This window comes from Lacrimispora sphenoides (assembly GCF_900105215.1).
In the GTDB taxonomy this organism is placed as follows: domain Bacteria; phylum Bacillota; class Clostridia; order Lachnospirales; family Lachnospiraceae; genus Lacrimispora; species Lacrimispora sphenoides_A.
In genome coordinates this window covers 769,515-796,043 of sequence record NZ_FOIP01000002.1, presented here as the reverse complement: position 1 = coordinate 796,043, position 26,529 = coordinate 769,515, and the positions used below count along the sequence as shown (strand labels likewise).

General features: G+C 44.8%; 29 protein-coding genes and 1 riboswitch. Of the genes, 2 read left to right on the top strand and 27 right to left on the bottom strand.

The window, feature by feature from the left end:
- Nucleotides 1–65: 65 nt before the first annotated feature.
- From BMW45_RS20495 to BMW45_RS20435, 13 genes are all read right to left on the bottom strand, one after another.
- Nucleotides 66–1,343, bottom strand: a complete 1,278-nt coding sequence (locus BMW45_RS20495) for an adenylosuccinate synthase (RefSeq protein ID WP_092248326.1) — start codon at nucleotides 1,341–1,343, stop codon at nucleotides 66–68.
- 101 nt (nucleotides 1,344–1,444) lie between these two features.
- Nucleotides 1,445–2,338, bottom strand: coding sequence for a LysR family transcriptional regulator (locus BMW45_RS20490; protein WP_025232447.1), 894 nt, complete (start codon nucleotides 2,336–2,338; stop codon nucleotides 1,445–1,447).
- 66 nt (nucleotides 2,339–2,404) lie between these two features.
- Nucleotides 2,405–3,835 (bottom strand): adenylosuccinate lyase, encoded by a 1,431-nt coding sequence (gene purB / locus BMW45_RS20485; protein ID WP_092248323.1) that lies wholly within the window; start codon nucleotides 3,833–3,835, stop codon nucleotides 2,405–2,407.
- Nucleotides 3,836–3,972: 137 nt separating this feature from the next.
- The gene (purF, locus tag BMW45_RS20480) at nucleotides 3,973–5,415 is read right to left on the bottom strand and encodes an amidophosphoribosyltransferase (RefSeq protein WP_092248320.1); all 1,443 of its coding nucleotides are present in this window, start codon (nucleotides 5,413–5,415) and stop codon (nucleotides 3,973–3,975) included.
- Between the two features lie 126 nt (nucleotides 5,416–5,541).
- The gene (purC, locus tag BMW45_RS20475; protein WP_092248317.1) at nucleotides 5,542–6,249 is read right to left on the bottom strand and encodes a phosphoribosylaminoimidazolesuccinocarboxamide synthase; all 708 of its coding nucleotides are present in this window, start codon (nucleotides 6,247–6,249) and stop codon (nucleotides 5,542–5,544) included.
- A 146-nt stretch (nucleotides 6,250–6,395) separates the two neighbouring features.
- Nucleotides 6,396–6,767, bottom strand: coding sequence for a hypothetical protein (locus tag BMW45_RS20470; protein ID WP_025232443.1), 372 nt, complete (start codon nucleotides 6,765–6,767; stop codon nucleotides 6,396–6,398).
- Nucleotides 6,768–6,974: 207 nt separating this feature from the next.
- Nucleotides 6,975–7,289, bottom strand: coding sequence for a hypothetical protein (locus BMW45_RS20465; protein ID WP_025232442.1), 315 nt, complete (start codon nucleotides 7,287–7,289; stop codon nucleotides 6,975–6,977).
- A 79-nt stretch (nucleotides 7,290–7,368) separates the two neighbouring features.
- The gene (gene dapB / locus BMW45_RS20460; protein ID WP_092248314.1) at nucleotides 7,369–8,124 is read right to left on the bottom strand and encodes a 4-hydroxy-tetrahydrodipicolinate reductase; all 756 of its coding nucleotides are present in this window, start codon (nucleotides 8,122–8,124) and stop codon (nucleotides 7,369–7,371) included.
- A gap of 38 nt (nucleotides 8,125–8,162) precedes the next feature.
- Nucleotides 8,163–9,047, bottom strand: coding sequence for a 4-hydroxy-tetrahydrodipicolinate synthase (dapA, locus tag BMW45_RS20455; RefSeq protein ID WP_092251142.1), 885 nt, complete (start codon nucleotides 9,045–9,047; stop codon nucleotides 8,163–8,165).
- Between the two features lie 177 nt (nucleotides 9,048–9,224).
- Nucleotides 9,225–9,399: riboswitch (Lysine riboswitch) on the bottom strand.
- A 23-nt stretch (nucleotides 9,400–9,422) separates the two neighbouring features.
- Entirely contained in the window at nucleotides 9,423–9,926 is a 504-nt protein-coding gene (locus BMW45_RS20450) for a cob(I)yrinic acid a,c-diamide adenosyltransferase (protein WP_025232439.1), read from the bottom strand.
- Between the two features lie 202 nt (nucleotides 9,927–10,128).
- A complete protein-coding gene (locus tag BMW45_RS20445; RefSeq protein WP_092248311.1) occupies nucleotides 10,129–10,755 on the bottom strand; it encodes a single-stranded DNA-binding protein in 627 nt (208 codons plus the stop codon).
- Between the two features lie 212 nt (nucleotides 10,756–10,967).
- Complete coding sequence (gene typA, locus BMW45_RS20440; RefSeq protein WP_092248308.1) at nucleotides 10,968–12,800, bottom strand: translational GTPase TypA; 1,833 nt, start codon at nucleotides 12,798–12,800, stop codon at nucleotides 10,968–10,970.
- Nucleotides 12,801–13,037: 237 nt separating this feature from the next.
- Nucleotides 13,038–13,694, bottom strand: coding sequence for a YigZ family protein (locus tag BMW45_RS20435; protein WP_092248305.1), 657 nt, complete (start codon nucleotides 13,692–13,694; stop codon nucleotides 13,038–13,040).
- Between the two features lie 259 nt (nucleotides 13,695–13,953).
- Here BMW45_RS20435 and BMW45_RS20430 point away from each other — a divergent pair, with 259 nt between their 5' ends.
- Nucleotides 13,954–16,605 (top strand): transglycosylase domain-containing protein, encoded by a 2,652-nt coding sequence (locus BMW45_RS20430; protein WP_092248302.1) that lies wholly within the window; start codon nucleotides 13,954–13,956, stop codon nucleotides 16,603–16,605.
- A gap of 83 nt (nucleotides 16,606–16,688) precedes the next feature.
- Here BMW45_RS20430 and spoVAE read toward each other — a convergent pair whose 3' ends face one another.
- The 13 genes from spoVAE to BMW45_RS20370 all read right to left on the bottom strand — a co-directional run bounded on the left by spoVAE (nucleotide 16,689) and on the right by BMW45_RS20370 (nucleotide 25,245).
- Nucleotides 16,689–17,045: a stage V sporulation protein AE gene (gene spoVAE / locus BMW45_RS20425; RefSeq protein WP_025232434.1), complete on the bottom strand. Its 357-nt coding sequence runs from the start codon at nucleotides 17,043–17,045 to the stop codon at nucleotides 16,689–16,691.
- Nucleotides 17,046–17,214: 169 nt separating this feature from the next.
- The gene (gene spoVAD / locus BMW45_RS20420; RefSeq protein WP_092248298.1) at nucleotides 17,215–18,234 is read right to left on the bottom strand and encodes a stage V sporulation protein AD; all 1,020 of its coding nucleotides are present in this window, start codon (nucleotides 18,232–18,234) and stop codon (nucleotides 17,215–17,217) included.
- Nucleotides 18,235–18,266: 32 nt separating this feature from the next.
- The gene (locus tag BMW45_RS20415; RefSeq protein WP_092248295.1) at nucleotides 18,267–18,719 is read right to left on the bottom strand and encodes a SpoVA/SpoVAEb family sporulation membrane protein; all 453 of its coding nucleotides are present in this window, start codon (nucleotides 18,717–18,719) and stop codon (nucleotides 18,267–18,269) included.
- Nucleotides 18,720–18,759: 40 nt separating this feature from the next.
- Nucleotides 18,760–19,188, bottom strand: a complete 429-nt coding sequence (locus tag BMW45_RS20410) for a stage V sporulation protein AB (RefSeq protein ID WP_025232431.1) — start codon at nucleotides 19,186–19,188, stop codon at nucleotides 18,760–18,762.
- Entirely contained in the window at nucleotides 19,175–19,801 is a 627-nt protein-coding gene (locus tag BMW45_RS20405) for a stage V sporulation protein AA (protein WP_092248292.1), read from the bottom strand. The genes BMW45_RS20410 and BMW45_RS20405 overlap by 14 nt, the downstream gene beginning before the upstream one ends.
- Nucleotides 19,798–19,959 carry a hypothetical protein gene (locus BMW45_RS28030; RefSeq protein ID WP_166433172.1) on the bottom strand — a complete coding sequence of 54 codons (162 nt, stop codon included), beginning with the start codon at nucleotides 19,957–19,959 and terminating at the stop codon, nucleotides 19,798–19,800. The genes BMW45_RS20405 and BMW45_RS28030 overlap by 4 nt, the downstream gene beginning before the upstream one ends.
- A gap of 62 nt (nucleotides 19,960–20,021) precedes the next feature.
- Complete coding sequence (gene sigF / locus BMW45_RS20400) at nucleotides 20,022–20,735, bottom strand: RNA polymerase sporulation sigma factor SigF (RefSeq protein ID WP_092251141.1); 714 nt, start codon at nucleotides 20,733–20,735, stop codon at nucleotides 20,022–20,024.
- Nucleotides 20,736–20,740: 5 nt separating this feature from the next.
- A complete protein-coding gene (spoIIAB, locus tag BMW45_RS20395) occupies nucleotides 20,741–21,175 on the bottom strand; it encodes an anti-sigma F factor (RefSeq protein ID WP_143057072.1) in 435 nt (144 codons plus the stop codon).
- A 10-nt stretch (nucleotides 21,176–21,185) separates the two neighbouring features.
- Complete coding sequence (locus tag BMW45_RS20390) at nucleotides 21,186–21,527, bottom strand: STAS domain-containing protein (protein WP_025232427.1); 342 nt, start codon at nucleotides 21,525–21,527, stop codon at nucleotides 21,186–21,188.
- A 231-nt stretch (nucleotides 21,528–21,758) separates the two neighbouring features.
- Nucleotides 21,759–23,075: a tetratricopeptide repeat protein gene (locus BMW45_RS20385; protein WP_092248286.1), complete on the bottom strand. Its 1,317-nt coding sequence runs from the start codon at nucleotides 23,073–23,075 to the stop codon at nucleotides 21,759–21,761.
- An 11-nt stretch (nucleotides 23,076–23,086) separates the two neighbouring features.
- A complete protein-coding gene (locus tag BMW45_RS28025; RefSeq protein ID WP_166433171.1) occupies nucleotides 23,087–23,227 on the bottom strand; it encodes a hypothetical protein in 141 nt (46 codons plus the stop codon).
- A complete protein-coding gene (locus BMW45_RS20380) occupies nucleotides 23,220–24,545 on the bottom strand; it encodes a bifunctional folylpolyglutamate synthase/dihydrofolate synthase (RefSeq protein ID WP_092248282.1) in 1,326 nt (441 codons plus the stop codon). The genes BMW45_RS28025 and BMW45_RS20380 overlap by 8 nt, the downstream gene beginning before the upstream one ends.
- Nucleotides 24,546–24,861: 316 nt before the next feature.
- Nucleotides 24,862–25,245 carry a RidA family protein gene (locus BMW45_RS20370; protein WP_092248276.1) on the bottom strand — a complete coding sequence of 128 codons (384 nt, stop codon included), beginning with the start codon at nucleotides 25,243–25,245 and terminating at the stop codon, nucleotides 24,862–24,864.
- A 260-nt stretch (nucleotides 25,246–25,505) separates the two neighbouring features.
- Between BMW45_RS20370 and BMW45_RS20365 the strand changes: the two genes are divergently transcribed.
- On the top strand, nucleotides 25,506–26,126 hold the full coding sequence (locus BMW45_RS20365) for a DUF1836 domain-containing protein (protein ID WP_092248273.1): 621 nt from the start codon (nucleotides 25,506–25,508) through the stop codon (nucleotides 26,124–26,126).
- A gap of 49 nt (nucleotides 26,127–26,175) precedes the next feature.
- Here the strand turns inward: BMW45_RS20365 and BMW45_RS20360 are convergent, their stop codons facing one another.
- The gene (locus BMW45_RS20360; protein WP_025232421.1) at nucleotides 26,176–26,478 is read right to left on the bottom strand and encodes a YerC/YecD family TrpR-related protein; all 303 of its coding nucleotides are present in this window, start codon (nucleotides 26,476–26,478) and stop codon (nucleotides 26,176–26,178) included.
- Between the last annotated feature and the right edge of the window lie 51 nt (nucleotides 26,479–26,529).

The following is a 26,529-nucleotide window of genomic DNA, read 5'->3' as shown; positions in this document are numbered from 1 at the left end:
AATCCTGCAGCTTTTCTCAAAAAACAAGTTCTTTATTCTCTATTTTCCTGTTTATTCCCGTATGATCATTTGCGAAAAATAATTTCATCTCTTCCCGGTCCATTGGAAACCATGGTTATGGGCGTTTCGATTTCTTTCTCTATGAATTCAATATAATTCCTGCAGTTCTCCGGAAGATCCTCGTAATTTTTAACTCCTCTAATCTCACATTTCCAGCCGGGAAGGCTTTTGTATACCGGTTTTGCTTTGTTAAGTTCTACGGTTGTGGGGAAATCTCTGGTAACCTTTCCGTCAATCTCATAGCCCACACATATCTGAAGCTCGTCAAGATATCCCAGCACATCAAGAACGGTGAGGGCAACCTCTGTAGACCCCTGGATCCGGCATCCGTACCTGGACGCAACTGCGTCAAACCAGCCCATACGCCTTGGCCTTCCGGTAGTTGCTCCATATTCGCCGCCGTCTCCTCCGCGCCGTCTCAGTTCATCTGCCTCATCTCCGAATAGTTCGCTGACAAACGCTCCTGCCCCTACTGCACTGGAATAAGCTTTTACCACAGTGGTAATGTTCTTAATCTCATAGGGTGGAATGCCTGCGCCAATGGCGCCGTAGGCCGCAAGTGTTGAGGATGACGTAACCATAGGATATATTCCATGGTCAGGATCCTTTAAAGATCCCAGCTGGCCTTCCAAAAGGATATTCTTACCCGCCTTGATTGCCTCATGAAGGTATTTGGACACATCACACACATATGGCTTCACCATCTCACGGTATTTAAGAAGAGTCTGAAACAGCTCCTGCGGGTCCATGGCCGGCTTGTGATAGAGATGCTCCATTAAAACATTCTTTGTTTCACAAACCCGGTCAACCTTTTCCTTTAAAGATTCTTCGTCAAAAAGCTCACTGACCTGAAATCCGATCTTTGCATATTTATCTGAATAAAATGGAGCAATCCCTGATTTTGTGGAACCAAAAGACTTTTTGCCAAGGCGTTCCTCTTCATACTGGTCAAACAGAATGTGATATGGCATTAAGATCTGGGCACGGTCTGAAACCAGAACGTCAGGCTTTGGAACACCCTTACTTACCAGATCCTCAATTTCCTTTACCAGGAACGGGATATTTAATGCCACACCATTACCGATGACGCTGGTGGTATGATTATAGAAAACGCCTGATGGCAGAAGGTGAAGGGCGAATTTTCCGTAGTTGTTGATGATCGTGTGTCCGGCATTGCTGCCTCCCTGATAACGGATAATGATATCCGATTCCTTTGCCAGCATATCCGTGATCTTACCTTTTCCTTCGTCGCCCCAGTTGGCTCCTACAATTGCTCTTACCATATGATTGCTCCTCCTTCGAGTGAAAAAATGCCTGTTACTTACCTATGATAACTCATGAATACGCATAAGTAAAATTAATATTATTTATATTTGACATAAGTTTAAATTATGTCATCTGTCATCAGTTGTAAAAGGCGCTTACCTGCTGGAGATACGGGCGTTTTGATATCAGTGACAATGGTAAAGTGGCGTTTCGGCATTTCTTCCCGAAACTTAAGCTCAAAAAGACTCCCCTTCTCCAACTCCATCTGTGCAAACCCTGACATCACACAGCCGATTCCAAGATTCCGCATGGCAAACTGAACGATCATGTCACTGGTGGAAAGCTCAAACTCCGGTTCTACCACGATCTCATGGCCTGCCAGATATTCATCCATAAATGTTCTTGTGCTGGTATTCTTTTCAAGAAATATACAAGGCAGTTCCTTTAAAACATCATAATCCAGCTCCTGATCCTTTAAATAACAGAATTTATCTCCCGCCACAAACACGTTCCTGATTTCCTTAACATCGGTCCGCATGACCTCGCTCTTTGCCTCAAAGGGAGTGCTGACCACTCCGAAATCAATCTTGCCGTCATATAAATACCGGAGTGTTTCAGGCGTAGGCCCGTTGGAAACACTTACCTTGATACCAGGATACAGCTCATGGAACTTCTCCAGATAGGGCAGTAAATAAAACTGAAGCGTCATATCACTGGCTCCGATCCGCACCTCGCCCGTATCCAGATCTTTAAGCCTGTTTAACATACTTTCTCCATGCCAGATGTTTTCTAAACCTGATTTTACATATCCGTAAAAAAATTCTCCCTCCCGGGTCAGACGAACCCCTTTGGAGGTCCGCAGAAACAGCTGACTGTCCAGAGCTTTTTCCAGCTGCCTGACAGCCTGACTCACAGCAGGCTGGGATATGCACAGCTTCTCCGCCGCCAAAGTGATGCTTTTAAGCTGGGCCACATAATAAAACACCTTGTAATACTCTAAATTGCTGCTCATGACTACCTCCTGATATGAAAAACAAAGGCAGACCTCTCATAATCTCTGACGTCTGCCTTCAGGCCTTTATACGTGAATCTCTGCTTTCATCCCGAGAAGTTCCCTATTATCTTCAAGAAGAGGCTTAACCACTTCTTCCAGATAAGCAGTCACCTGGGCCGGAGCGCAGCCCACATATCTATTGGGATCCATGCTTTTCTTTAAATCTTCCAAAGAAAGGTTGAAGGAGGGATCTGCTGCAATCAGCTCCAGCAAATTGTTGTCAAGTCCATTGACCTTTACATTCCGGCCTGCTTCCATAGACAGTACCCTGATCCGTTCGTGGAGCTCCTGCCTGTCCCCGCCGGCCTTAACCGCATCCATCATGATATTTTCCGTAGCCATAAAGGGAAGCTCTGCCATCATGTGCTTTTCTATTACCTTGGGATATACCACAAGCCCATCCACAACATTCAGATAAAGATCCAGAATTCCATCAACCGCCAAAAACCCTTCCGGAATGCTTAATCTTTTATTGGCAGAATCATCAAGTGTTCTCTCAAACCACTGGGTAGAAGAAACCAGCATAGGATTCATCACATCTGCCATGACATAATTGGACAGGGAAGCCATCCGTTCGCTTCTCATAGGATTGCGCTTATAAGCCATGGCGGAAGAACCGATCTGACTCTTTTCAAAAGGTTCTTCCACTTCCTTTAAGTGCTGCAAAAGGCGGATATCATTGGAAAATTTATGGGCACTCTGGGCAATGCCTGCTAAAACATTGACCACCCGGCTGTCCACCTTTCTGGAATAGGTCTGGCCGGAAACCGGATAGCAGCCTGCAAATCCCAGCTTCTCAGCAATCATGGAATCTGCCCTTCTCACCTTGTCCATATCGCCGTCAAACAGCTCCAGAAAGCTGGCCTGTGTTCCTGTGGTGCCCTTAGAGCCAAGGAGGCGAATGGAACTTAGGATATAGTCCAGATCTTCTAAATCCATGGTCAGATCGTGAAGCCAAAGCGTAGCTCTTTTTCCTACGGTGGTGGGCTGAGCCGGCTGGAAATGGGTAAAAGCAAGGGTCGGTAAGTCCTTATATGAATCAGCAAACCGGGACAATTCTTCAATCACATTGATGAGTTTCCTGCGGACCAGCTTTAATGCTTCTGTCATGACGATTAAATCGGTATTGTCACCCACATAGCAGGAAGTGGCTCCCAAATGGATGATTCCTTTTGCCTTAGGGCACTGGACGCCATACGCATATACATGAGACATAACATCATGACGGACCTCTTTTTCCCTCTGTATTGCCACATCGTAATTAATCTCATCCTGATGGGCTTTTAATTCCTCTATCTGCTCTTCTGTTATGGGAAGTCCCAGTTCCTTTTCTACCTCCGCAAGGGCAACCCACAGCTTTCTCCATGTCTTAAATTTCCTGTCCGGTGAAAAGATATACTGCATCTCCTTACTTGCATAGCGCTCAGACAGCGGGCTTTGGTATCTATCTGTCATGGTTCTTATATTCCTCCTTGGACTTCATTTACATTCATAGTAACATATTTTTTAATTGATGGGAAGAGAAACCGGGGACCCTCCGGCTGGATAAACCCAGTCATCACGGCGGCCCCCGTCTCTATTAATATCCATTTTTACTCCGTGTATTCTCCACGGATGTCCTCCTTAGGCGGCTCAATGGGATAATCTCCGCTAAAGCATGCGGTACATATCGGAAGTCCTTCTGCCATTTCATTCAACCGTTCAATCTTTAAGTAAGACAGAGAATCCGCTCCCAGAAGATCTCTTATTTCATCAATGGTTCTGTTATGTGCCATCAGCTGATCCTCGTTAGGTATATCGGTTCCGAAATAACAGGGATGGAGAAATGGCGGGGAACTGATCCGGATATGGACCTCCTTTGCCCCTGACTCCCGAAGCATATTGACAATGAGGGCGCTGGTAGTACCACGGACTATGGAATCGTCGATCATGATGACACGCTTCCCCATTACCGCTTCCTTTAACACATTAAGCTTAATTCTGACCGCGGATTCCCGGTTGCTCTGCTTTGGCTTTATAAAGGTCCTGCCTACATAAGAATTCTTTACAAAAGCGGTTCCATAAGGGATTCCGGACTGAAGGGAATATCCCAGTGCAGCGGCGTTGCCTGATTCCGGAACTCCGACCACAAGGTCCGCCTCCACCGGAGAATCCATCGCTAACGCACGGCCGGCGCACATCCTGGAATGATAGACGCTGACACCGTCAAACACGCTGTCCGGCCTGGCAAAATAAATATATTCAAAAATACATCTGGCTTCTTTTGACTTATCCGTAAGGCAAAGACTTGTATCGGAAGCGATCCCCTCCTTTGTAATGGTCACGACTTCCCCGGGGCAAACGTCCCGGACAAACTCTGCACCAAGGGTATCAAGGGCACAGCTTTCCGATACCAGGATATAGGCGTTATCACGTTTTCCAATACACAGAGGCTTAAATCCATAAGGATCCCTGGCTCCGATTATCTTACGGGGACTCATTATGACAAGGGAATAAGCCCCTCTAAGCTTTTTCATGGCATTAACTACAGCAGCCTCAACGGTAGCAGCTTTCACTCTCTCCCTTGCAATATGGTAAGCGATCACCTCTGAATCAATCGTGGTCTGGAAAATGGCTCCGTTATATTCAAGCTCTCGTCTTAACTCCGGTGCATTGACCAGATTGCCGTTATGAGCCATGGCCAATGTTCCTTTCAGATAATTGAGTACAAGCGGCTGGGCATTCTCCCGTGTGCTGCTGCCTGCAGTAGAATAACGAACATGACCTACGCCGATGTCGCCGCGGAGGCCTTCTAAAATTTCCGGTGTAAAGACCTCATTACATAACCCCATTCCCTTATAGGCACTTACCTTTGCCTTAGAACTGCCGGTATCGCTGACCGCGATTCCGCAGCTCTCCTGGCCTCTGTGCTGCAATGCAAGCAATCCATAATAAATGGTGGAAGCAACGTCGCCGCCGTCAAAATCGTACATTCCGAATACGCCGCATTCCTCATGCAGCTCATCCTCAAAATTGAAATTCAATTCGTTATTCATTTGATGTCTTTTCCTCTTTTCTGCCCAAGCCCTCTGGGCATACAGGTATACCCGTAGGGTGATCCTCTTTCCTGCCCGTTTTATTGGGCATAAAGATATACCCGCAGGTATTTCTCTCTATGCTGTTTACCGGATGCCAAGACGGCGGAACACTTCCTCGTATGCGTCCTCTACGCCCCCTAAATCCCTGCGAAAACGGTCCTTATCCAGCTTTTCATGGGTATCCTTATCCCAAAGTCTGCATGTGTCAGGAGAAATCTCGTCAGCCAGAATGACCTGTCCATGATAACGACCGAACTCAATCTTAAAATCAATTAAATCAATGTTTAAACCGTCAAAATATTCTTTCAGAACTTCATTTACTTTAAAGGCATATTCCGTAATTTTGTCGATCTCTTCCTGAGTGGACAGATTAAGGGCCAATGCGTAGTAGTCGTTGATGAACGGGTCGCCCAGATCATCATTTTTATAACTGAATTCAAGAGTCGGACAGGCGAATTTCACGCCTTCTTCCATTCCCATCTTCTTGGCAAAGCTTCCAGCGGAATAGTTTCTGATGATCACCTCAAGGGGAATGATCTCCACTTTCTTCACTGCAGTCTCCCGGTCGTTCAACTCTTCCACCAGATGAGTGAGAACGCCTTTGGCTTCCAGCTTTTTGAAAATAAAGTTGGTCATCCGGTTGTTGACCGCGCCTTTCCCTACAATGGTGCCTTTTTTAAGGCCATTAAATGCTGTGGCATCGTCTTTGTATGAAACAACCAATACATCCGGATCCTCCGTTGTATAAACCTTTTTCGCTTTTCCCTCATACAGCAATTCTCTTTTTTCCACGGTATCCACCTGTCCTTTACTGAATTAATTTATAAGTTTTTCAAATAAAACTACGGTGTTTCAGTAGAAATTATAATACAGTAAAAATAGGATTGCAACTGGTTTTATTATTATAAATACTTATGACCCTTCTATGATTTTGTTTCTCAATCAGGTCCCTGAAGGATCACACGCTCTACTTTTTGCCAGAACTTAACCTTGCCTTCCTTCCAGTCAACAGAAAGCCCCTGTTCTTTTGTCTCCCCGGTTTTCCGGCCCCAAAAGGCTTCAATAAACGATTCCTTATTAACTTTTGCCTCTCTGTAAACAGGAAGAATTTCATGAGGATTACTTGCAAATGTTTCTTCATACGGCAGGATAAATACTGCCGCCTCCAAAAGGATTAGAAGCAGCAAACCTTTTCTCAGACGGATATTTAAGCCTTCCTTGTGAGGAATCGCTTGTTTAAGACTTCTCCACGGCTTCTTCCTTTTATTATTATACCGCTGATATTTAAAATAATCAATTTTCCTTTTCATAGGCGTTTTGCCTCTCTGCCGGGAAGGCTTTTGTTATTATGGCATAGTCTCTGAATATTTGGCCAGAATATGGTCTTTCTGATATATAAAATAGAACCAATGATTAAATACTGCAAGATATGTTTCAACCATATTATATCTTATAATAAAAAAAGCTTCAAGCATAGATTCCATGCCTGAAGCTTTTTTATTGCAAATCTCGTTCTATTATGGTGCTTTTGTGGCTCCTGAAGTAGGCTGGCCATTGCTTTCCCCTGTAATTTTGTCAACCCCTTTTTCTACATCATTAACAACACCGTTAATCACACCAGTGCTCTCATTTGCTCCTGTGCCTGTTGTTTCAGTCATAGTAGTAGTTTCAGTAGTAGATCTGGTTGTTGCCGCTGCAGTTGTCTGGGTTGTTGCACCTGTGGTACCTGCTGAGGTTCCATTATTATTTTTTTTGGTGGTGCCGCAGGCTGTCAGACACATTACTGTCATAATGACAATAAGGGTGATTGCTAAAGGTTTTATTCTTTTCATAATACATTCTCCTTTCATTTTCTACGATTAGTATGTGTAAAGGATGAACGAATTATGGTGGAAGATATTGGAAAATTTATTATTTTATAACATCTTTCATTGTATATAATCCCGGAGCTTTTCCTGCCAGGAATTTTGCCGCAGAAACAGCGCCTTTTGCAAAAATCGCCTTGGAATATGCGGTGTGATGGAAGGTAATGATCTCATCAGTTCCGGAAAAAATTACATCATGTTCCCCGACAATCGTTCCTCCACGGACAGACTGGATCCCGATCTCCTTTTTGTCTCTGGCCTTTCTGGCCTGGCTTCTGTCATAAACATAATGATATTCCTGATCCATGGCCTCATTAATGGAATCCGCCAGGGCAAGAGCCGTTCCGCTTGGGGAATCAAGCTTTTTATTGTGGTGTTTTTCCAGTATTTCAATGTCAAATCCTGAGGCCGCAAGGACCTGGGCTGCCTCTTTTACCAGCTTCATAAGCAGGTTGACGCCAAGAGACATATTGGCAGACCTAAGGACTGCAACATGACTGGAAGCCTCCTCAAGCTTTTTTATCTGTTCGTCCGATAGTCCGGTGGTACAAACTACCACAGGTATTTTTTTCTTAACACTGTAATCAAGAAGGCTGTCTACTGCTTTAGAGGAGGTAAAATCCACGATCACATCCGCCTCTTCCCCGCAGGCTTCCAGCGACGGAAATACCGGATACCGGTTCTGCATGGTATCATGGGGATCAATTCCCGCAACAATGGTTATATTCGTTTCCTCTGCCGCAATCTGGGATACCACCTGACCCATGGCCCCGTTACAGCCGTGCATTATCATCTTAATCATGTAATCCTCTTTTCTTCTATAGGTATATCGTTTACCGATTATAAAATTCCATACGCTTTCAAGGCTTCTCTTAAGCGTTCCTGATTCTTAGGTTCCATCTCAGTAAGAGGCAGACGCATAGGACCTGCAGCCTTTCCCATAAGATTTAGGGCAGCCTTAACCGGAATAGGATTAACCTCACAGAACAAGGCATTGATAAGAGGAATAGCAGCAAGCTGAAGTGCAGCGCTTCGTTTTACATCTCCCTTAAAATAAGACTCACAGATTTCATGGGTCTGGGAAGGCGCAATGTTGGAAAGGACGGAAATAACGCCTTTTCCTCCCAGGGACAGCATGGGGACGATCTGATCGTCATTGCCGGAATATAAATCCACCCGACCGTCCGTAAGGTTCATGATATCCGCTATGGCTGAAAAGTTACCGCTGGCTTCCTTTACCCCTACAATGTTAGTGACATGTAAGCATAAATCCGCTATGGTCTCAGCCGCAATGGTTACCCCGGTTCTTCCAGGGATATTGTAAAGAAGAATGGGGATTTTCACCATATCAGCGACTGCTTTAAAGTGAGCCTTCAGTCCATTCTGAGTTGCCTTATTGTAGTAAGGAGATACGAGAAGAAGCCCGTCAGCACCGTGTTTTTCCGCCTCTTCAGACAGGTAAACAGCCGTTTCCGTGCAATTAGAACCGGTTCCTGCAATGACTGGGATCCGCTTTTTCGTTACCTGGCATACGAATTTGATCACGTCCAAATGTTCCTCATGAGTCATGGTGGACGCCTCGCCTGTTGTGCCACATGCAATGATAGAGTCCGTTCCCAGAGCAATCTGTTCTTCTACCAGTTCCTCCAGCTTCTCATAGTTTACATCTCTGTTTTCCTTAAATGGTGTGACAAGAGCTACACCTGCGCCTTCATAAATTGCCATGATATCTTCCTCCTGATTCTTTTTCATCATACTCAGTAAACTTTCATCCGGCCCATGCGGGTCGTACGCATCCGTAACGGAGCGTTTTTCTTTCACCGGACTTAAACTCTTATGAATTAAAAATAGAGCTGACAACAGGGTCAGCTCTTAAAGTTTAGAATCTGGTAATCTCATCCTTCTTTAAGTAGCTCCCCATCCAAAAAGATGACAGTCATATGGCTCTTAACCATATGCCCAGAACAGGCATGCTCAGGCCATACCGTTCTTCGGCGTTTCTTCCTTCCCCCTGCCCTCATCTGTACCTGATACATCGGACAGGGTACTTATAAGCAACGCAACCTCTACTCTAATATGTATGTTACCATACTATCATTATTATATTGTGTTGTCAACTTTAACATGGTTGATTTCCAGAATACTGTCTACATACGGTTCCATTTCCTTTTGAAAAACCTTACCGGTTAATATGACTTCCATCTCATCAACTTTGGACTGAAGCAGCTTTGCAAGTTCCTCTGCTTCTATGATTTTCTGGTCCAGAAGTCCGAGGATTTCATCCAGGATCAGCATATCGCATTCTCCTGTTGATACGACCTTTCTGGCGAAATTCAGACCGTTGCGGATATTCATCCGCTCCTCTTCCTGCTGTTCTTTAGAAAGGCTTTCAAAAAAGCAATCAGACTTTTCAAACCGGAATATTTTCATCTCAGGTTCCAGGCGTTTCATAATATCAAAAGAATCCCGGCCAGGGCAGCCCTTTAAAAACTGTATCATGATCACAGTTTTGTTTTTTGTCAGAGCTCCGATTCCCATACCCATAGCGGCTGCAGTCTTTCCTTTACCTTCCCCGCATATAACCTGTATCGCACCTTTATTCATCCTTAAGCACCTCATAATAGCTAAAAAGCAATTATTTACATATTATGTTAGAACCTGATTATAGTATCATGATTTTAATACTTTTGCAAGTTTTCTTACCATTTCCTTAATATTTCCCAAGCATTCCGGGAAAATCCGCCCTGCGTTATCGGGCGAAACGGCATGCCTGTAAGGCGTTCCACATATTTATAAATAACAGCGTTTATTCCGCACATTCCAGTTTGCTGACTGATACTTCATAAGCCACTCTTTTTTCACACTCTGTTTCAGTTAACTTTTTGGTGTATTCCCTGCTCTGGACTCTACCCCATACTTTTACTCTTGTTCCTACTGTGAATCCGGAAGCATATCTGGCATTTCTTCCCCAAGCGATGCAGGGTATGTAATCTGATTTCCCGTATGGGCGGTTAACAGCGAGGAGCAGGTCCGCAATTTCCCTTCCCAAAGGTGTTTTTCTGTAAATGGGGGCTTTACATATGTATCCATCCAGAAAAATTTGATTGGTCTTTGTATAATCCGTAAACTCTTCTATAAAATGAACTTCTCTCACAAAGACAGAAAGAACCAGCCGGTTTTTGGTTCCTTCATGACGGTTATAGGAACGGAACTGGCCAATGGCTTCCACCGTTAAGTTTGAGTAATCCCCTTCCACGTCAATAAGACGTTCTGAAATCATGAGCGGTATGATATCTGCCTGTTCACTAAGACGATTTACCGCAACATCCACCATATAGAATCCTTCTCCAAATACTTCATGGCTGAAGGTGAAGCCGGAGACGATCTCTCCGATGACGCTCACTTTGTTGTTTTCAATCATTTTTTCTGACATTGTATTTCCCCTCTTCTTTCACTTATTTGCTAATATGCTTCACAGCTAATATTAAATTTATGTGGGAGAATGCTTTAAAATGATAGAAAACAATCCAAAAATATCGACATATCAGGGCAGAAAGCGCCGGAAAATAAAAGAAGATACTGCTTCTTTGCCGAATTTTCGGCTAACGAAGGCAGTATCCTCCTTTATATTACATTTTACGCCAATTACTTTTTATTAATAGAAGACCTTTTTCTTATGGTAGGGTCTAAAATTTTCTTTCTGATCCGAAGGCTTGAAGGAGTGATTTCCAGAAGTTCATCGATATCAATAAAGTCAAGACACTGTTCCAGGCTCATCTCCCTTGGAGTAGTCAGTTTAAGAGACTCATCTGCACTGGAAGAACGGGTGTTGGTCAGTTTTTTCGTCTTACAAACGTTGATTTCGATGTCTTCTGCCTTTGGATTCTGTCCGATAACCATGCCGGAATAAACCTTTACTCCAGGCCCGATAAACAGGCTTCCCCTTTCCTGGGCGCTAAACAGGCCGTAGGTAATGGATTCTCCTGACTCATAAGCGATCAGGGATCCTGTCTTACGGTAGGATAACTCTCCCTTATAAGTCGCATAGCCGTCAAATGACGTATTCATGATTCCGTTTCCTTTTGTATCCGTCATGAATTCTCCCCGGTAACCGATCAGACCTCTGGAAGGAATTGCAAATTCCAGTCTTGTGTAGCCACCATTGGCAGGGCTCATGCCCTGAAGTTCTCCCTTACGGCTTGTAAGCTTCTGAATGACTGCCCCGGTAAATTCCTCGGGAACGTCAACATAAGCGATCTCCATGGGCTCTAACTTGTGGTTTCTCTCATCATAATGGTACAAAACTTCAGCCTTGCTGACAGCGAATTCAAAGCCTTCTCTTCTCATATTCTCGATCAAAACAGACAGATGAAGCTCCCCGCGGCCGGATACCTTAAAGCAGTCCGGAGAATCGGTCTCTTCCACCCGAAGGCTGACATCCGTATTCAATTCCCTGAATAAGCGCTCTCTGATATGACGGGAGGTGATGTATTTTCCTTCCTGACCGGCAAGAGGGCTGTCATTTACCATGAAATTCATGGCGATCGTTGGCTCTGAGATCTTCTGGAACGGAATCGCCTCCGGTTTTTCCGGAGAGCAAAGGGTATCACCGATGTGGATATCCGCAATTCCGGAAATGGCAACAATGGCACCGATGGTAGCTTCCTGAACCTCCACCTTATTAAGGCCTTCGTATTCATACAGCTTTCCAACTTTAACCTTACGGAATTTATCCTGATCATGATGGTTTACGATCACGCACTCCTGGTTCACTCTGATCCTGCCGTTATCCACCTTGCCCACGCCGATGCGTCCAACGTATTCATTGTAGTCAATAGTACTAATAAGCAGCTGGGTATTTGCATCCGGATCACCTTCCGGAGCCGGTATATGATCAATGATAGTCATAAACAAGGGTGCCATGTCGGTTCCCTGATCATCAAGGTCTTTTTTAGCAAATCCGGTCTTTGCGGAAGCATAGACAAACGGACAGTCCAGCTGTTCTTCGCTGGCGTCAAGGTCCATGAGAAGCTCCAATACTTCTTCCTCTACCTCCATGGGTCTTGCCTCCGGACGGTCAATCTTATTGATGCAGGTTACCACTGAAAGTCCCAGCTCCAATGCCTTCCGAAGCACGAATTTTGTCTGAGGCATAACTCCTTCATATGCATCTACAACCAGGATTACACCGTCTACCATCTTTAAAACACGCTCCACCTCGCCGCCGAAATCCGCATGGCCAGGGGTATCAATGATGTTGATCTTGGTTCCGTTGTAATGAACAGCCGTATTCTTGGATAAAATGGTGATTCCCCGCTCTCTCTCGATATCATTGGAATCCATTACACGCTCCACGACTTCCTGATTCTCGCGGAAAATGCCGCTTTGCTTAAGCAGGGCGTCTACCAGTGTTGTTTTACCATGATCGACGTGGGCAATAATCGCCACATTTCTTACGTCTTCTCTTTTCATCTTCATAAATGTACTCTTCTTTCTCTTCTTTAAACAAAGAATGTACCCCGGCCTCCCGGAGGATATACCGGCCAAAGTACATTTTTATAATACAGGCAATCCTGTTCCCATATCATAAAAAACTAAGGACCAACTCTGCCCTTAGTTTCATTTACCTTATCACGATTATTCAGTATATCATCCTATATTTCATATTGCAAGATTTTTCTTCTTTTTTCGACAGTTTATTAAAACCTTCCTTTTTTATCCTGGAAACAGAATCACCTCTTTATTAAAAATACCGTAGTAGACCTCTCCTGTCAGAAGGAGTCCTGCTCTCCCGCCTGTCACCTCTGTAATATCGGCCCGAAGCTTATCTATGGCCTCATCAGGAACCAGGGCAGTAAGCTCCACCCGGTCTGTGTATTCAGTTCCAAGAGTCGTGATTTCCCGCTGTCCCAGAAGATACTGGATCTTTCCAATTCCGTTATAATCCGTAGTAATAGAAAGCTTCACCGCCGGTTCTGCGGTTAAAGCCGTACAATTCTTTAGCCCTTCCTGCACTGCCTTTGAATAAGCTCTTACCAGGCCTCCTGTTCCAAGAAGAGTCCCTCCAAAGTACCGGGTCACCACTGCACAGAGGTTTACAAGCTTATCACCTTCCAGAACATCCATCATGGGTTTTCCCGCAGTCTGGCTGGGCTCCCCGTCATCACTCAGGCGCTTTTCCTCCCCACCCCTCCCGATAATCCAGGCGTAGCAGTTATGTCTTGCATCCCAATACCTTTTTCTTGTTTCCTCTATAAATGCCAGCGCTTCTTCCTCTGATTCCACAGGTTTTAAATTAGCAATGAACCGGGATTTTTTCTCTGTAATTTCTCCTGTGCCGCCCTGATATAAAATCCTGTAAGACTTTCTCATAAACTTCCTCATTTCTTCTTTTTAACCGATCACCCCCATTATACCCAAAAGTATAAGCCCAGGCAAGCTTCCATGTATATTTTGCCGGATTATCTCCAAAAATGGTAGGTGTTGAATTGCACGACAATTTTTGGTATAATATACCGGTAATGCCTTGCAGGCATACCTTTACACCCAAAAGCGTGTAAAGTGGAAATACCCTGCGGGTATACCTTTATGCCCCAAAAGCATGGGCAGTAAAGTGGAAAGGAGATTTCCTATGAATTATGGCAAACAATCAACAGAAAAAAAGATCAGATCTGCCAATTCAAAAGCAAGGAAATATACCACTAAGGTCTTTCTTGCCTTTTTAAAGAGTCTATTTGTGCTATGCTTATTTGGCAGCATTGTTGTTGCCAGCATCTGTTTCGGCATGGTAAAAGGAATCATAGACAATGCTCCTGACGTAGATATCGCAACCATTGTTCCAAATGAATATGCAACAACAGTCTATGACAGCGCCGGCAACGTCACTGAAACCTTGGTAACTGCAGGTTCTAACCGGGAGGAAGCCAGTTATGAGGAACTTCCGAAGAATCTCGTCAATGCTTTTGTTTCCTATGAAGATTCCCGGTTTTGGGAGCACAATGGAATCGATTTGCGTTCCATACTCCGTGCCGTAAGGGGTGTACTGACAGGAGATTCCACGGCAGGCGGGGGAAGCACCATTACCCAGCAGTTAATTAAAAACAGCGTATTCGGAGGCGGAATGGAAAAAAGCTTCGGGGAACGGCTGGAGCGAAAGCTGCAGGAGTGGTTTTTAGCCGTTAAGCTGGATGAGGCCATGTCCAAGGAACAGATCATAACCAACTATATGAATACCATTAACCTGGGAAGCAATTCCCTGGGAGTTAAGGTGGCTGCCAGAAGATACTTCAATAAGAATATATCGGACTTAACCTTATCAGAATGCGCAGTCCTTGCAGGGATCACCCAGAACCCTTCAAAATTTAACCCGATTACAGGGCAAAAAGCCAATTCGGACAAGCAAAAGGTTATTCTTCAGTATATGCATGACCAGGGATATATCACAAAGCAGGAAGAAGATGAAGCCCTGTCCGATGATGTTTATTCCAGGATCCAGAACGTAGATACCGCCACCAAGGAAACCTCTACCCCATACAGCTATTTTACAGATGAACTGGTGGAGCAGGTCAAAAAAGCCATGAAGGACCAGTTAGGTTATACGGACACCCAGGCCCACAACATGCTTTACAGCGGCGGCTTGTCGATTTATACCACTCAGGATCCTGCGATTCAGGCCATTGTAGACGAAGAAATCAACAATCCTGAAAACTACTCTGCTGCCAGATATTCCGTTGAATACAGGCTGTCTGTTACCCATAAGGATGGAACGACCACCCATTACTCCGAAGAAAATATCAAACGTTATCACAAGGAAAACGGAGATACGGGGTTTGACGGCTTATACAATACCGAAGAGGCAGTCCAGGCCGATATAGACGGATACAAGGCTTATCTTTTAAAAGATGGGGATACCATTTTAGGAGAAAGCCTACACAAGACACTGCAGCCTCAGGCTTCCTTTGTTCTCATGGACCAGAAAAGCGGAGAGGTAAAAGCCATAAGCGGCGGACGGGGGCAAAAAACAGCCAGCTTAACTTTAAACCGGGCCAGCGGCACATACCGTCAGCCAGGTTCAACCTTTAAGATTCTGACAGCCTTTGCACCTGCCATTGATACCTGCGGAGCCACCCTTGGATCTGTTTATTATGATTCCATCTATACGGTGGGCAATAAGACCTTCTCCAACTGGTACAGCTCCGGTTATCAAGGCTACTCCAGCATACGTGATGGAATTATCTATTCCATGAACATCGTGGCAGTCCGCTGCCTGATGGAAACCGTAACGCCTCAGCTTGGTGTGGAATATGCCAAGAATTTTGGAATTAACTCCTTAACCGATACCGATTATAACCCGGCTCTGGCCCTTGGAGGAATCACCACCGGTGTTTCCAACTTAGAACTGACCGGCGCCTTTGCTACCATCGCCAACGGCGGCGTTTACAAAAAGCCCATATTTTTTACCAGAATACTGGATCATGACGGAAAGGTGTTAATTGACAATACGCCGGAAACCCACCGGGTATTAAAGGATTCCACCGCATTCCTTTTAACTGATGCCATGGCAGGTTCCATGGAAAGCAGCAGAAAGTTCTCAAGCTCGGGACCAGGTTCCACCAGCGCTTCTGCTCGCATTCCCGGCATGTCAGGAGCAGGAAAAAGCGGTACCACCTCTGCAAACAATGATATCTGGTTCGTAGGCTACACCCCTTATTATACCGCTGGTATCTGGGCCGGCTGCGACGACAACCAGAAACTGACGAAACAAAACGGAGGCACCTCCTTCCACAAACCCATATGGCGGAAGATCATGACCAGAGTCCATGAAGGAATGTCTGATCCTGGCTTTCAGGTGCCTGACAGCGTAGAAACCGCTCAGATCTGCCGTAAATCCGGCAAACTGGCAGTCTCAGGCGTCTGTAACAACGACCCCAGAGGCAATGCGGTATACACAGAATATTTTGCTAAAGGTACGGTTCCCACCGACGTATGCAACAATCATGTACGTGCAACGGTCTGCTCCGTATCCCACCGTTTGCCAACTCCTTACTGTCCGGAACGGACCACCGCCATATTCATGGCAATTCCTGCGGGAGAAGAAGGAGCAACGGATGACTCCAAATTCGCAATGCCAGGTTATTGCACCATTCATTCTGCAAACTCCATTATCCTTCCTCCGGGAGATAATCTGGATTCACCAAGCGGTCTTCCGCAGCAGTATGGACCTGGGCATACACCTCAGAATCCTGGCGGCACAACGCAGATTCCTCCCTGGGGAGGCTATTAAGAAAAACATAAGGGTGCCTTAAAAACCAAATTGGTTTTTAAGGCACCCTTTTTGTAACGGAACTATGTTCCTTCCTGATCGTATCAGCTCTTCATTTTAGGCTTAAATAAAATGGATCCCAGATAACCGAAGATCAGAGCTCCGGAGATTCCTACAGCGCTTGCAGTAAATCCCCCTTTAAAGATTCCTAAGAATCCATCCTCTCCCATGCTCTTTGAAACACCTTTCCATAAGGTGTTTCCAAAGCCAAGAAGAGGAACCGTTGCCCCGGCTCCGGCCCAGTCAGCGAAGGGCTGGTAGATACCAATCGCGCCAAGGATGCTTCCGGTTACTACCAGAAGTACCATGATTCGTCCGGGCATCAGTTTTGTATTATCCATTAATATCTGCACCAGGGCGCAGATCGCTCCTCCTACTAAAAATGCTTTCAAGTATTCCATGGATGTCTCCTTTCTTTTAACTGTTAATGTGTTTGACCATGCCATTCATAATTTGGCGAAAATGCATCGCCAAATTATGAATGCGGGCTGCGCCCTATAGAAATATTTGTACTGTTTGTGCTTAGTGAGCAAGCTCCCACACACAAACAGTACAAATATTTCTGCATGGCTATAGGTTTCCCATATTTTCGATCACAACTGCATGGGCAATCCCAGGGATCGTCTCACCTTCGTTAAAGCTCACTGTAGAAAGGAGGGCGCCGGTGGGCACGAACAGGACTCGTTTCCACGTACCGCTTTGAACTTTAGGAAGGATATAGGAGCAAAGGGTGGAAGCCGCACATCCACAGCCGCTTCCTCCTGCATGAGTATCCTGGTCTTCGCTGTTAAATATCTCGATCCCACAATCCGTGTGGATCTTTTCTAAGTCATGTCCTTTATTCTTCATAAAATCAAGCAGGATCGTCCGGCCGACCTGGCCTAAATCTCCTGTAATGATTTTGTCATAATAGGATTCATCCACCTGAAAATCATCAAAATTCTGCTGAATGGTATGGAAGGCGGCAGGAGCCATGGCAGCCCCCATATTCATGGAGTCTTTGATGCCCATATCCACCATGCGTCCGGTAGTGATTCCGGTGATGGCTGCGATTCCTTCTTTTCTGTACTTGGTGAGTACCACCGCACCGCAGCCGGTGACAGTCCAAGAGGAGGAAAACGGCCTCTGGTTTCCATATCCCAGCGGGAAACGGAATTGCTTTTCAGCCGTTGCAAAATGACTGGAAGCCATGGCCATGACTTTATCCGCATAGCCCCCTGCTACGGTCATAGCCCCCAGATTGAGAGCTTCTCCCATGGTGGAACAGGCTCCGAACAAACCGAATAAGGGAATTTCCAAATCTACCGTTCCAAAGGAAGTGGCGATCAGCTGGCCCAGTAAGTCTCCTGCAAATAAATATCGAATGTCCTTTTTCCGGATATCTCCCTTTTCAATGGCCAGATCAGCTGTCTGTTTTTGAAGGGCACTTTCTGCCTTTTCCCAGTTGTCCGACCCAAACATGTCATCCTGCTCTACTACATCGAACAAACTTCCCAAGGGACCCTGGCCTTCTTTTTTACCGACTATGGAAGCCATGCTTTCGATAATCGGAGGTTCTTCAAATCTAATACTTGCTTTTCCTATCTGCATTTTCTCTCTCCATTTCTCTGACCGGTTCATTCCTACAGCATTTGAAAGGCCTTTAATACATAGGCGATGATTCCAAGGATCCAGGAGCTTAATATCCCGTATAATATGACAGGACCGGCAATGGTAAAGATTTTACAACCGATACCGAACACCTGGCCCTCTGCCTTAAATTCCACAGCCGGAGCCACAACGGAATTGGCAAAACCCGTGATCGGCACCAAAGCTCCTGCTCCGCCAAACTTTGTAATCTTAGGGTAAATATTAAGTCCGGTCAGGATGACAGTGGCTGCAATCAGAACCAGAGTGGTCCAGGCAGAGGCCGCTTCCTTTTCCAGACCTGTATTCATGAATAAAGTTGTAGTATACTGGCCAAGGGCGCATATGATTCCCCCCACCAGGAAAGCCTTTATAATCCCCGGCCACTTTTTGTGCACCGGAGTCACCTGTTTTACATAAGCCTCATAAGCTTTTTTGTTTATTTCCATTATTTTCCTCCTTCTCGTCCATACAATCCTTTTCCTGATGCTACTGTCCGAAATTCGCTGTAAAATAGATCAGAGAACCGATCAATTTACCAAGCCCCAGGGAAAGGATCAAATATTGCAGACCAACAGCCAGATGAATTCTTCGGCCGATGACTGGCAGGGCTTTCAAGGTCTCCGCAAGGGACATGACAAGGATTCCCACAAAGATTCCAACGGAAAGTCCATATATTCCAAGAGCCAGATTTCCGCCAAACCCTATGGGAATTTTATAAATATCCCATACATTCCCAAGCACACCGCCAAGAATGATGACCGATTCAAAGAGCAATATGTGCTTTTTCGTGTTGGTCGCTCCGATCAATCTTGGAAATACACCAATAATTACCAAAAAAGCAAAAACGCCGGCTGCTATAATGCCGCCAGCGCTGAGCCCAATAAAAACAAGAAATACTTCTCTAAGAAACATCAATATCCGACTCCTTTCTTCCATCGTTCTGGATCAGGGTCTTACTGATATTGTCTTCGTAAAGCCGCATTTCCACCTCCAGCGGAGTTGGATCGGTATTGATCTTGTATTTTGCGAAATGATTGAAGAATCCCACAATTCCAATAGTCAGTCCAACGGAATAACTGACCTCCAGAATCGTGAATCCGCTTGACTCCTGCTTCATGATGATCCGGTAAATTTCCTTAAAAACGTCCGTAACACTGGCATCATTATTAAAGGTCATAATGGCAAAGGATGCACCGCAGAAACATACGATGCAGACAAAAATGGTTTTGATCCACTGCCAGACCCACATGGGTGATTTGGGCTTATGGTAGTCTATAATAAAGTCTACCTCCCCCACATTATTGATCTGAAGAGTCGAATCCATTTCCATCAGTTTCTGGATTACATCCAGAGTTTTTTCTATATACCGCTTGTTACGGTCCAAATGGATGGTCTTGATCCTAAGGGCTTTACACTTATTCATGATGGCCGTATCGTCGCAATAAACATCTGCCACATCCTTTAACTGGATATTCTTATGCCGCACCTCTGTAATCTGGCTGATATTCAAATAAACGGTCTTGCTCATGAAACCATCATCTCCCATCCCGGAATGGCTTCTACAAGCGTCCCTTCTTTTTCTGTTCCATCCGGCATAACCGCAATCATATACCAGATAGCAGCGGCTACTGCAATCAGGCATAACACAAGAAGCGCCATGACAAGCTTATGTTTTATGGATTCCATACGTGCTCACATCCTTTTCTCTGGTTTTCAAAGCTAGTATGAGCCGTATAAAATATTTTATTCTACAATTTTTCCCGCATCTGTTTTAAAATCTTTTTTTCCAGTCTGGAAACCTGAACCTGAGATATTCCAAGCTTTGCGGCAATTTGACTTTGAGTCTCATTATAATAATAACGCCTGATAATAATTTCTCTGTCCTTATCGGAAAGCGCCGTTAAAAGTTCCCGAAGCACCATGCGGTTTAATAGTTCTTCCTGGGCGGAACTTTCCTCTTCAATTTTATCAATGAGTAAAATGCTGTTTTCGTCATTTTTGTTAACAGACCGGTATAAGGATTCCACTTCCGCGCCCGCCTCAATGGATGCTGCCACTTCTTCTTTGCTGGCCCCTATTTCTCCTGCAATTTCTTCCAACGTAGGTTCTCTTCCAAAACGATACACTAACTCTTCCCTGACGTTTTTCACTTTAAGCCCCATTTCCTTAATGGAGCGGCTGACCTTGATCATTCCGTCATCTCTTAAAAAGCGTTTGATCTCTCCTGTTATCATGGGCACCGCATAAGTGGAAAATTTCACCTCATAGGATAAGTCAAATTTATCAATGGCTTTCATTAAGCCAATGCTGCCGATTTGAAACAAATCCTCAGGTTCATAACCACGCCCTGTAAATCTGCGTACAATGCTCCAAACCAGCCCGAAATTGTCGGTCACAAGCCGGTCCCTTGCCGCTTTATCTCCTTCGTGAGCCATTTCTATCAATCTCATGGTCTCATCCATAAGGCTCACCCGTTAATCTTCTTTGTCATGGTTACGGCAGTACCCTCTCCAGGAGCCGACTTTACTTCCACCTGATCCATAAACGCTTCCATAAAGGAAAATCCCATGCCCGACCGTTCTCCATCCGGATCCGTGGTGTACATAGGCTCCATAGCCAGCTTGATATCGGGGATACCGATACCCGTATCTCTGACGGTTACGGCAATTTCCTGGCCATCAATCTCCACTTCCAGGTAAATAATTCCTCCGTTCCCCTGATATCCATGGATGACTGCATTTGTGACTGCCTCCGACACGGCTGTTTTTACATCATCCACCTCTTCCAGGGTGGGGTTCAACCTTGCCATAAAAACTGCCACTGCCACTCTGGCAAATTCCTCGTTCTTTGACAGGGCTTCCAATTCCATTTTCAGAATTTCTGGTTTATTCTGTTCTGACATACGTTCCTCCTCAACCTGTGACTGCTGCTTCCTTAGAGTCATATAATTTCATTAATTTTAATATCCCCCCTATTTTAAGAATGCGGAGAGCCTGGGGGCCTGCACCGTAGATGGCTATGGTCCCCCCGCTTAAAGCCATCTGCTTATACCTGTTCAGTAAAATACCAATTCCCGAGGAATCCATGAACCTGGTCCTTGAAAAATCAAAAACAATGCGCCTGATATAGTTCTCGGAAAGGATTAAATCGGTTTCGTATTTAAGCCCTGAACAGTTATGATGATCCAACTCCTCCGGCAGATGGACGATCAGTGTCTGCCCTTCTGCTTCATATGTAAAGTATGGTTGATTCATATGCAATACTCCTCCATTCCTTATTGTCTGTCCGTAATACCAAAAAGAGCACCACCCGGCCGCCGGAAACGTACCGGGAAAATGAAAAAAAGACACCACAAAAAAATCGTTCTTCTGTAGTGTCTTTCATTTGCTAAAAAAACAAAGGAAGTTCGATTCACTTTCGTTCATCGAACGACTAATTTACTAAACTCAGGCTGCACTTTGCTTGCCTTCACTAAGTAAATTATGTCAAAAACCTCGCTCTGATTTTGCCTTAGCAGATAGTTCTTCATCTTTGCTGTTATTTATAATGTCGGAGAACAGCCCGTTGGCCTGCTCCTTCTGGTCCATTCCCTTATAGATGACCGCCGTCTTAAATTTGGCCTGCCAGCTGGCTGGTTTTAAATCAATACATTTTAAGTAATAAGCAAGTGCAGTCTGGGCATCAGCTGCTTCCATCGCCTTGTCCCCAAAGCCTTCTAAAATCGGACAGCCATTTTCCGCCATATCCTTCCTTATCTCACCTACGATTGTCTGGACATCTGCGGAAGCGATGAGATCCGGGTTAAGCCCGGCATAAATCCGCACTGCAGCCGGAAAATCATCCTTCTTATATGCCTGAAGGATCCCGATCACGGCCTGATACTGGGCCAGAACACTGTCTGAATCACTGGTGAGAGAGGCTAAAGAAGCCTCTGCAGTCTTTTTTTCTGCTTCTATGGATTCCAGCTGTGCCGTAAGACCGTCTGCTTTTTGGTTGGCCTGGCTTAACTGCTCGCTGTATTTTAGTATCTCCTGATTATGGAGCTCATTTATGGATTTAGTATTCGCCGGCATTACCAGAAAAAAGACCACTGCAGCCCCAAGTAAAAGCCCTGCAAGAATATTCCATACCGCCTGATCCTTGGTATTCTCCCGATAGCTTGGAGGGATGATCACATCGTCATCTTCCATCTGCCTGTGGGAAAGTACATTCTTCAGCTTTCTTTTTTCCGGCTCCCGCTCACTTTTTCCAGTTCCGGCCGTATCCTTGACTAAGGACTTGTAGTAAAGCGCCTTTGGATGATTGCGGTCGATCTGTAATACCTTGTAAACGGCTTTACCAGCCTTCTGATAATCCTCTCTGGCTATGCAAAGGAGTGCCAGCAAAAGCTGGGCCTTTACATAGTTAGGCTTGCTTTCCACAACCTTAATGAGCTGCAGAATCGCCAGATCCTCACTGCCGCTTTGGGCGTAAATCAAGGCCTGGTTGAATCTTCTCACTGCACGCCGCTCCGTCTCCATGATACCTGATTTTCTCTGTATCTCACCGAGGTAGTTATCCGCCTGGTTTCCTTCTGGTTGGAAGTTCATGCTGATTACCCATTGAACAAGAGCTTCGCCCACTTCTCCGACCTCATAATAGATCAGACCCAAAAGGTTCCTTGCATCTGTCATATACTTGTTAAAATGGAGGCTTTTTTTCAGACATTCGGAAGCTCCTGACAAGTCCCTGAGCTTTGCCCGTTCCAGCCCCATATTGTAATAGCTGTTTGCGATTACCCGGGTTTTTCTTTCATAATCCATATTTTAACCGCCTATTCCTTGTTGATTTCTTTTATAAGATCCATCATCAGGTCATTCATATCCGTCAAATCACTCCTTACAATGGCATCTTCAATGGCATCAACCTCCAGGCTTGGCCTGTAACTGTTAATCTCAGCTTCAAAATCAATCATATCCGTTCCTCCTTAAAACCGCTTTTATCTCCCCCATCAGGTAAAGTGAACCTACACAAAACAGCAGATGCTCTTCATCCCTTTTATGAAGCATGTATAAAACCGCCTCTTCCACTGTCTGAAATCCTTCCACACCGCAGCCGCAGGCACTTTGAAACTCTTTAAGCAGGACCTCCGTTTCCAGTCCTCTTTCTGAATGAATGTGAGCCACTGCCACTTGATCAAGGGGCAGCGTGCCTGCAATCTCCTTTATCATTTTATCATGATCCTTATCGGAAACTGACGAAAACAAAAGATCAGCCCGTTTCTTCCTTGCCTCACAAAGGCCTGCTGCAGCCTTTAAAAAGGCTTTAATACCACCCGGATTATGGGCTCCGTCCAGATATACTCCAGGCAGCACTTCTTCCATTCTTCCCGGCCAGTACATGTGAGCGATTCCTTCCTTCATCTGCGACCGGCTGATCTCTAAGTCCATGACCTCCTTAAGCCCTGCCGCTTCAAGAGCCTTAAACGCAAGGAAGGCATTCATCACCTGATATTCAGCTACGGTCGGAACAGTAACTTCAATAAAATCGCTTTCCGTTTTATAAAATCTTGCCTTGCAGCCCTGATCTTCATATCCGGTTATCTCATATCCCTGCCTGTCCACTTCACAGAAAGGGGAACCAAGCTCCTCTGCCCTGCTGCGGATGACCTGGGAAGCCTGTCCATCGTTTCCATCAAAGACGACTGTCACACCTTTTTTTATAATTCCAGCCTTTTCCCATGCAATTTTTTCAATCGTATCTCCCAGATATTCTGTATGATCCAGGCTGATGGAGGTAATCACCGATACCAGGGGAGACTTAATAACATTGGTCGTGTCAAACCTTCCTCCAAGGCCGGTTTCCAAAATTACAATATCCACTTCTGTCTTATGGAACATGTCCATTGCCATATAAAACAGAAACTCAAAATAAGACGGATGGCAATATCCTTTCTCCATCATATTCTCCGATAGCATTCGGACGGTCTCATAGCTTTCTTCAAAAACCTTTTCCGATACCATCTCTCCGTTTATGCAGAAACGTTCCCTGGTTTCAATCAGATGAGGGGAGGTAAAGGTCCCCACCCTGCAGCCTGCTTTCTTTAAAATAGACTGTAAAAATGCACATACCGACCCTTTTCCATTGGTACCTGCTACATGAAAAATTTTCATCCCTTCATCCGGTTCCCCCATCTCACAGAGGTACTTCCGGATATCTTCCAGAGAATTTTTCTTTCTGGTCCACATAGGAATCCGGCCCAGATATTCTTCTGCCGTTTCGTCAATCTTCATCGTTAGAGTACCAGCTTCCATATGAATTTCAGACCTGATTTTCATGATGAACGCAAGCCTTAGGGGGCTTACATTCAGAAAACCGGCAGCCCGATAGCCATAAAACAAATCGGACTATCTAATTTATTATAATATATGTCCGTCAATATGCAACCCATTTCTTTCGCAAAAAGCCCTTTATTTCTACAACTGCCCTTTTCATATACCTTAAGTTTACAGAAATACAAAAAGAGAGCAAAGCCCTCTGAAACACTTTTAAGCATCTCAAAGGATCCTGCTCCCTGCATTCGTTTCTTTCGATCAATTCCTGGAAAGACTATATACCGCAATATGCGATGGCCTCGATTTCAACCAGAGCGTTCTTAGGAAGAGCTGCCACTTCATATGCGGCTCTTGCCGGGCATTCTCCTTCAAAGAAGGATGCATAAACTTCGTTCATTGCTCCAAACTCACTGATATTCTTTAATAAAACGGTTGTCTTAACCACGTTAGCCATGGATAAGCCTTCGCTTTCCAGAATGGACTTGATGTTTGTCAATGACTGCTTTGTCTGGGATACGATATCCTCACCTGCAAATTCACCGGTAGCAGGGTTAATAGGAAGCTGTCCTGATATAAATACGTAATCGCCCCCGCGTACGCCCTGAGAATATGGGCCGATTGCTGCCGGCGCTTTTTCTGTTGCTAATACTTTTTTCATAATGATGTGTCTCCTTTCGTTCATTTCTCTGATAATTCTAGATTAGCACACATTCCACAAAAGTCAAGAAACTTTTTAAGGTATTCTTAAAAAATTTTAGTCCTTTAAATCCTTTTCCCCCTTGTCATCTGGTATTGAATACTATATAATATGATATGATAAAGGGGATCATCCCTCATGTGCGGCAGCGGGCGTACAGAAGGTCGGCGCCCTGTGAGTATGCCTTTATGCCAAGTCATGGGCAGGAAAGAGGAAAACATATGAAGACCAACGACGAAAGAATGCAGGACATCCTGAAGCATCTGGAATCCTTAGACCATATCAGGCCGGAAACCATTCCCAATATTGATCTGTACATGGATCAGGTCACCACCTTCATGGATGAGCATTTAAAAGACACCAAACGCTATCCAGAGGACAAAGTCCTGACCAAAACCATGATCAATAATTATGCCAAGAACAATCTTCTTCCGGCTCCTAATAAAAAGAAATATTCCAGAGAACATATTCTGCTGCTAATATTTATATATTACTTTAAAAATCTGCTCTCTTTTCATGACATTGAGCAGCTCTTTAAGCCTATTACGGAAAACCACTTTAATTCTTCGGAAGGGATTCCTTTGGAGGATATCTACCGGGAAATTTTCTCCCAGGTAGAAGGCGGTATTGACCGTATCAAGGAGGATATCCTTCAAAAATACGAGCACGCCGGTAAAACCTTTGAAGACAAAGGGCTCCAGAAAGATGATCTGGAATATCTCCGCCTCTTTTCCTGGATCTGTGAGCTTTCCTTTGATGTGTACTTAAAGAAGCAGATTATTGAGCAGATCATTGATGATTTAAGAGAAACCGAGCCCATAAACATAAAAAAGAAAAAATGACAGATGAAAACAGGGGCAAGTATCGGTACCCGGCTTGTCCCTGTTTTTATCAATCTTCTCTCTTTTCTTCTTCCAAACGCTTAAACACCATATCATATCCATCGTTCCCATAATTTAAGGAGCGGTTCACACGACTGATGGTCGCAGTGGACGCCCCCGTCTTTTCCGCGATCTCCAGATAAGTACGGCCCTCTCTTAACATCTTTGCAACCTCATATCTTTGGGATAAGCTTAGCAATTCATTGACTGTGCATACATCCTCAAAAAAAGTATAGCATTCCTCTGATGATTTCAAGGTTAGAATAGCTTCAAACAGATGATCTACCGCATCTGTCTTAATCTTTTTATTCATAATATCGTTCAATCCCCTTTTTATTGTTTTTTCCCTTAGTAGCATTTTAAC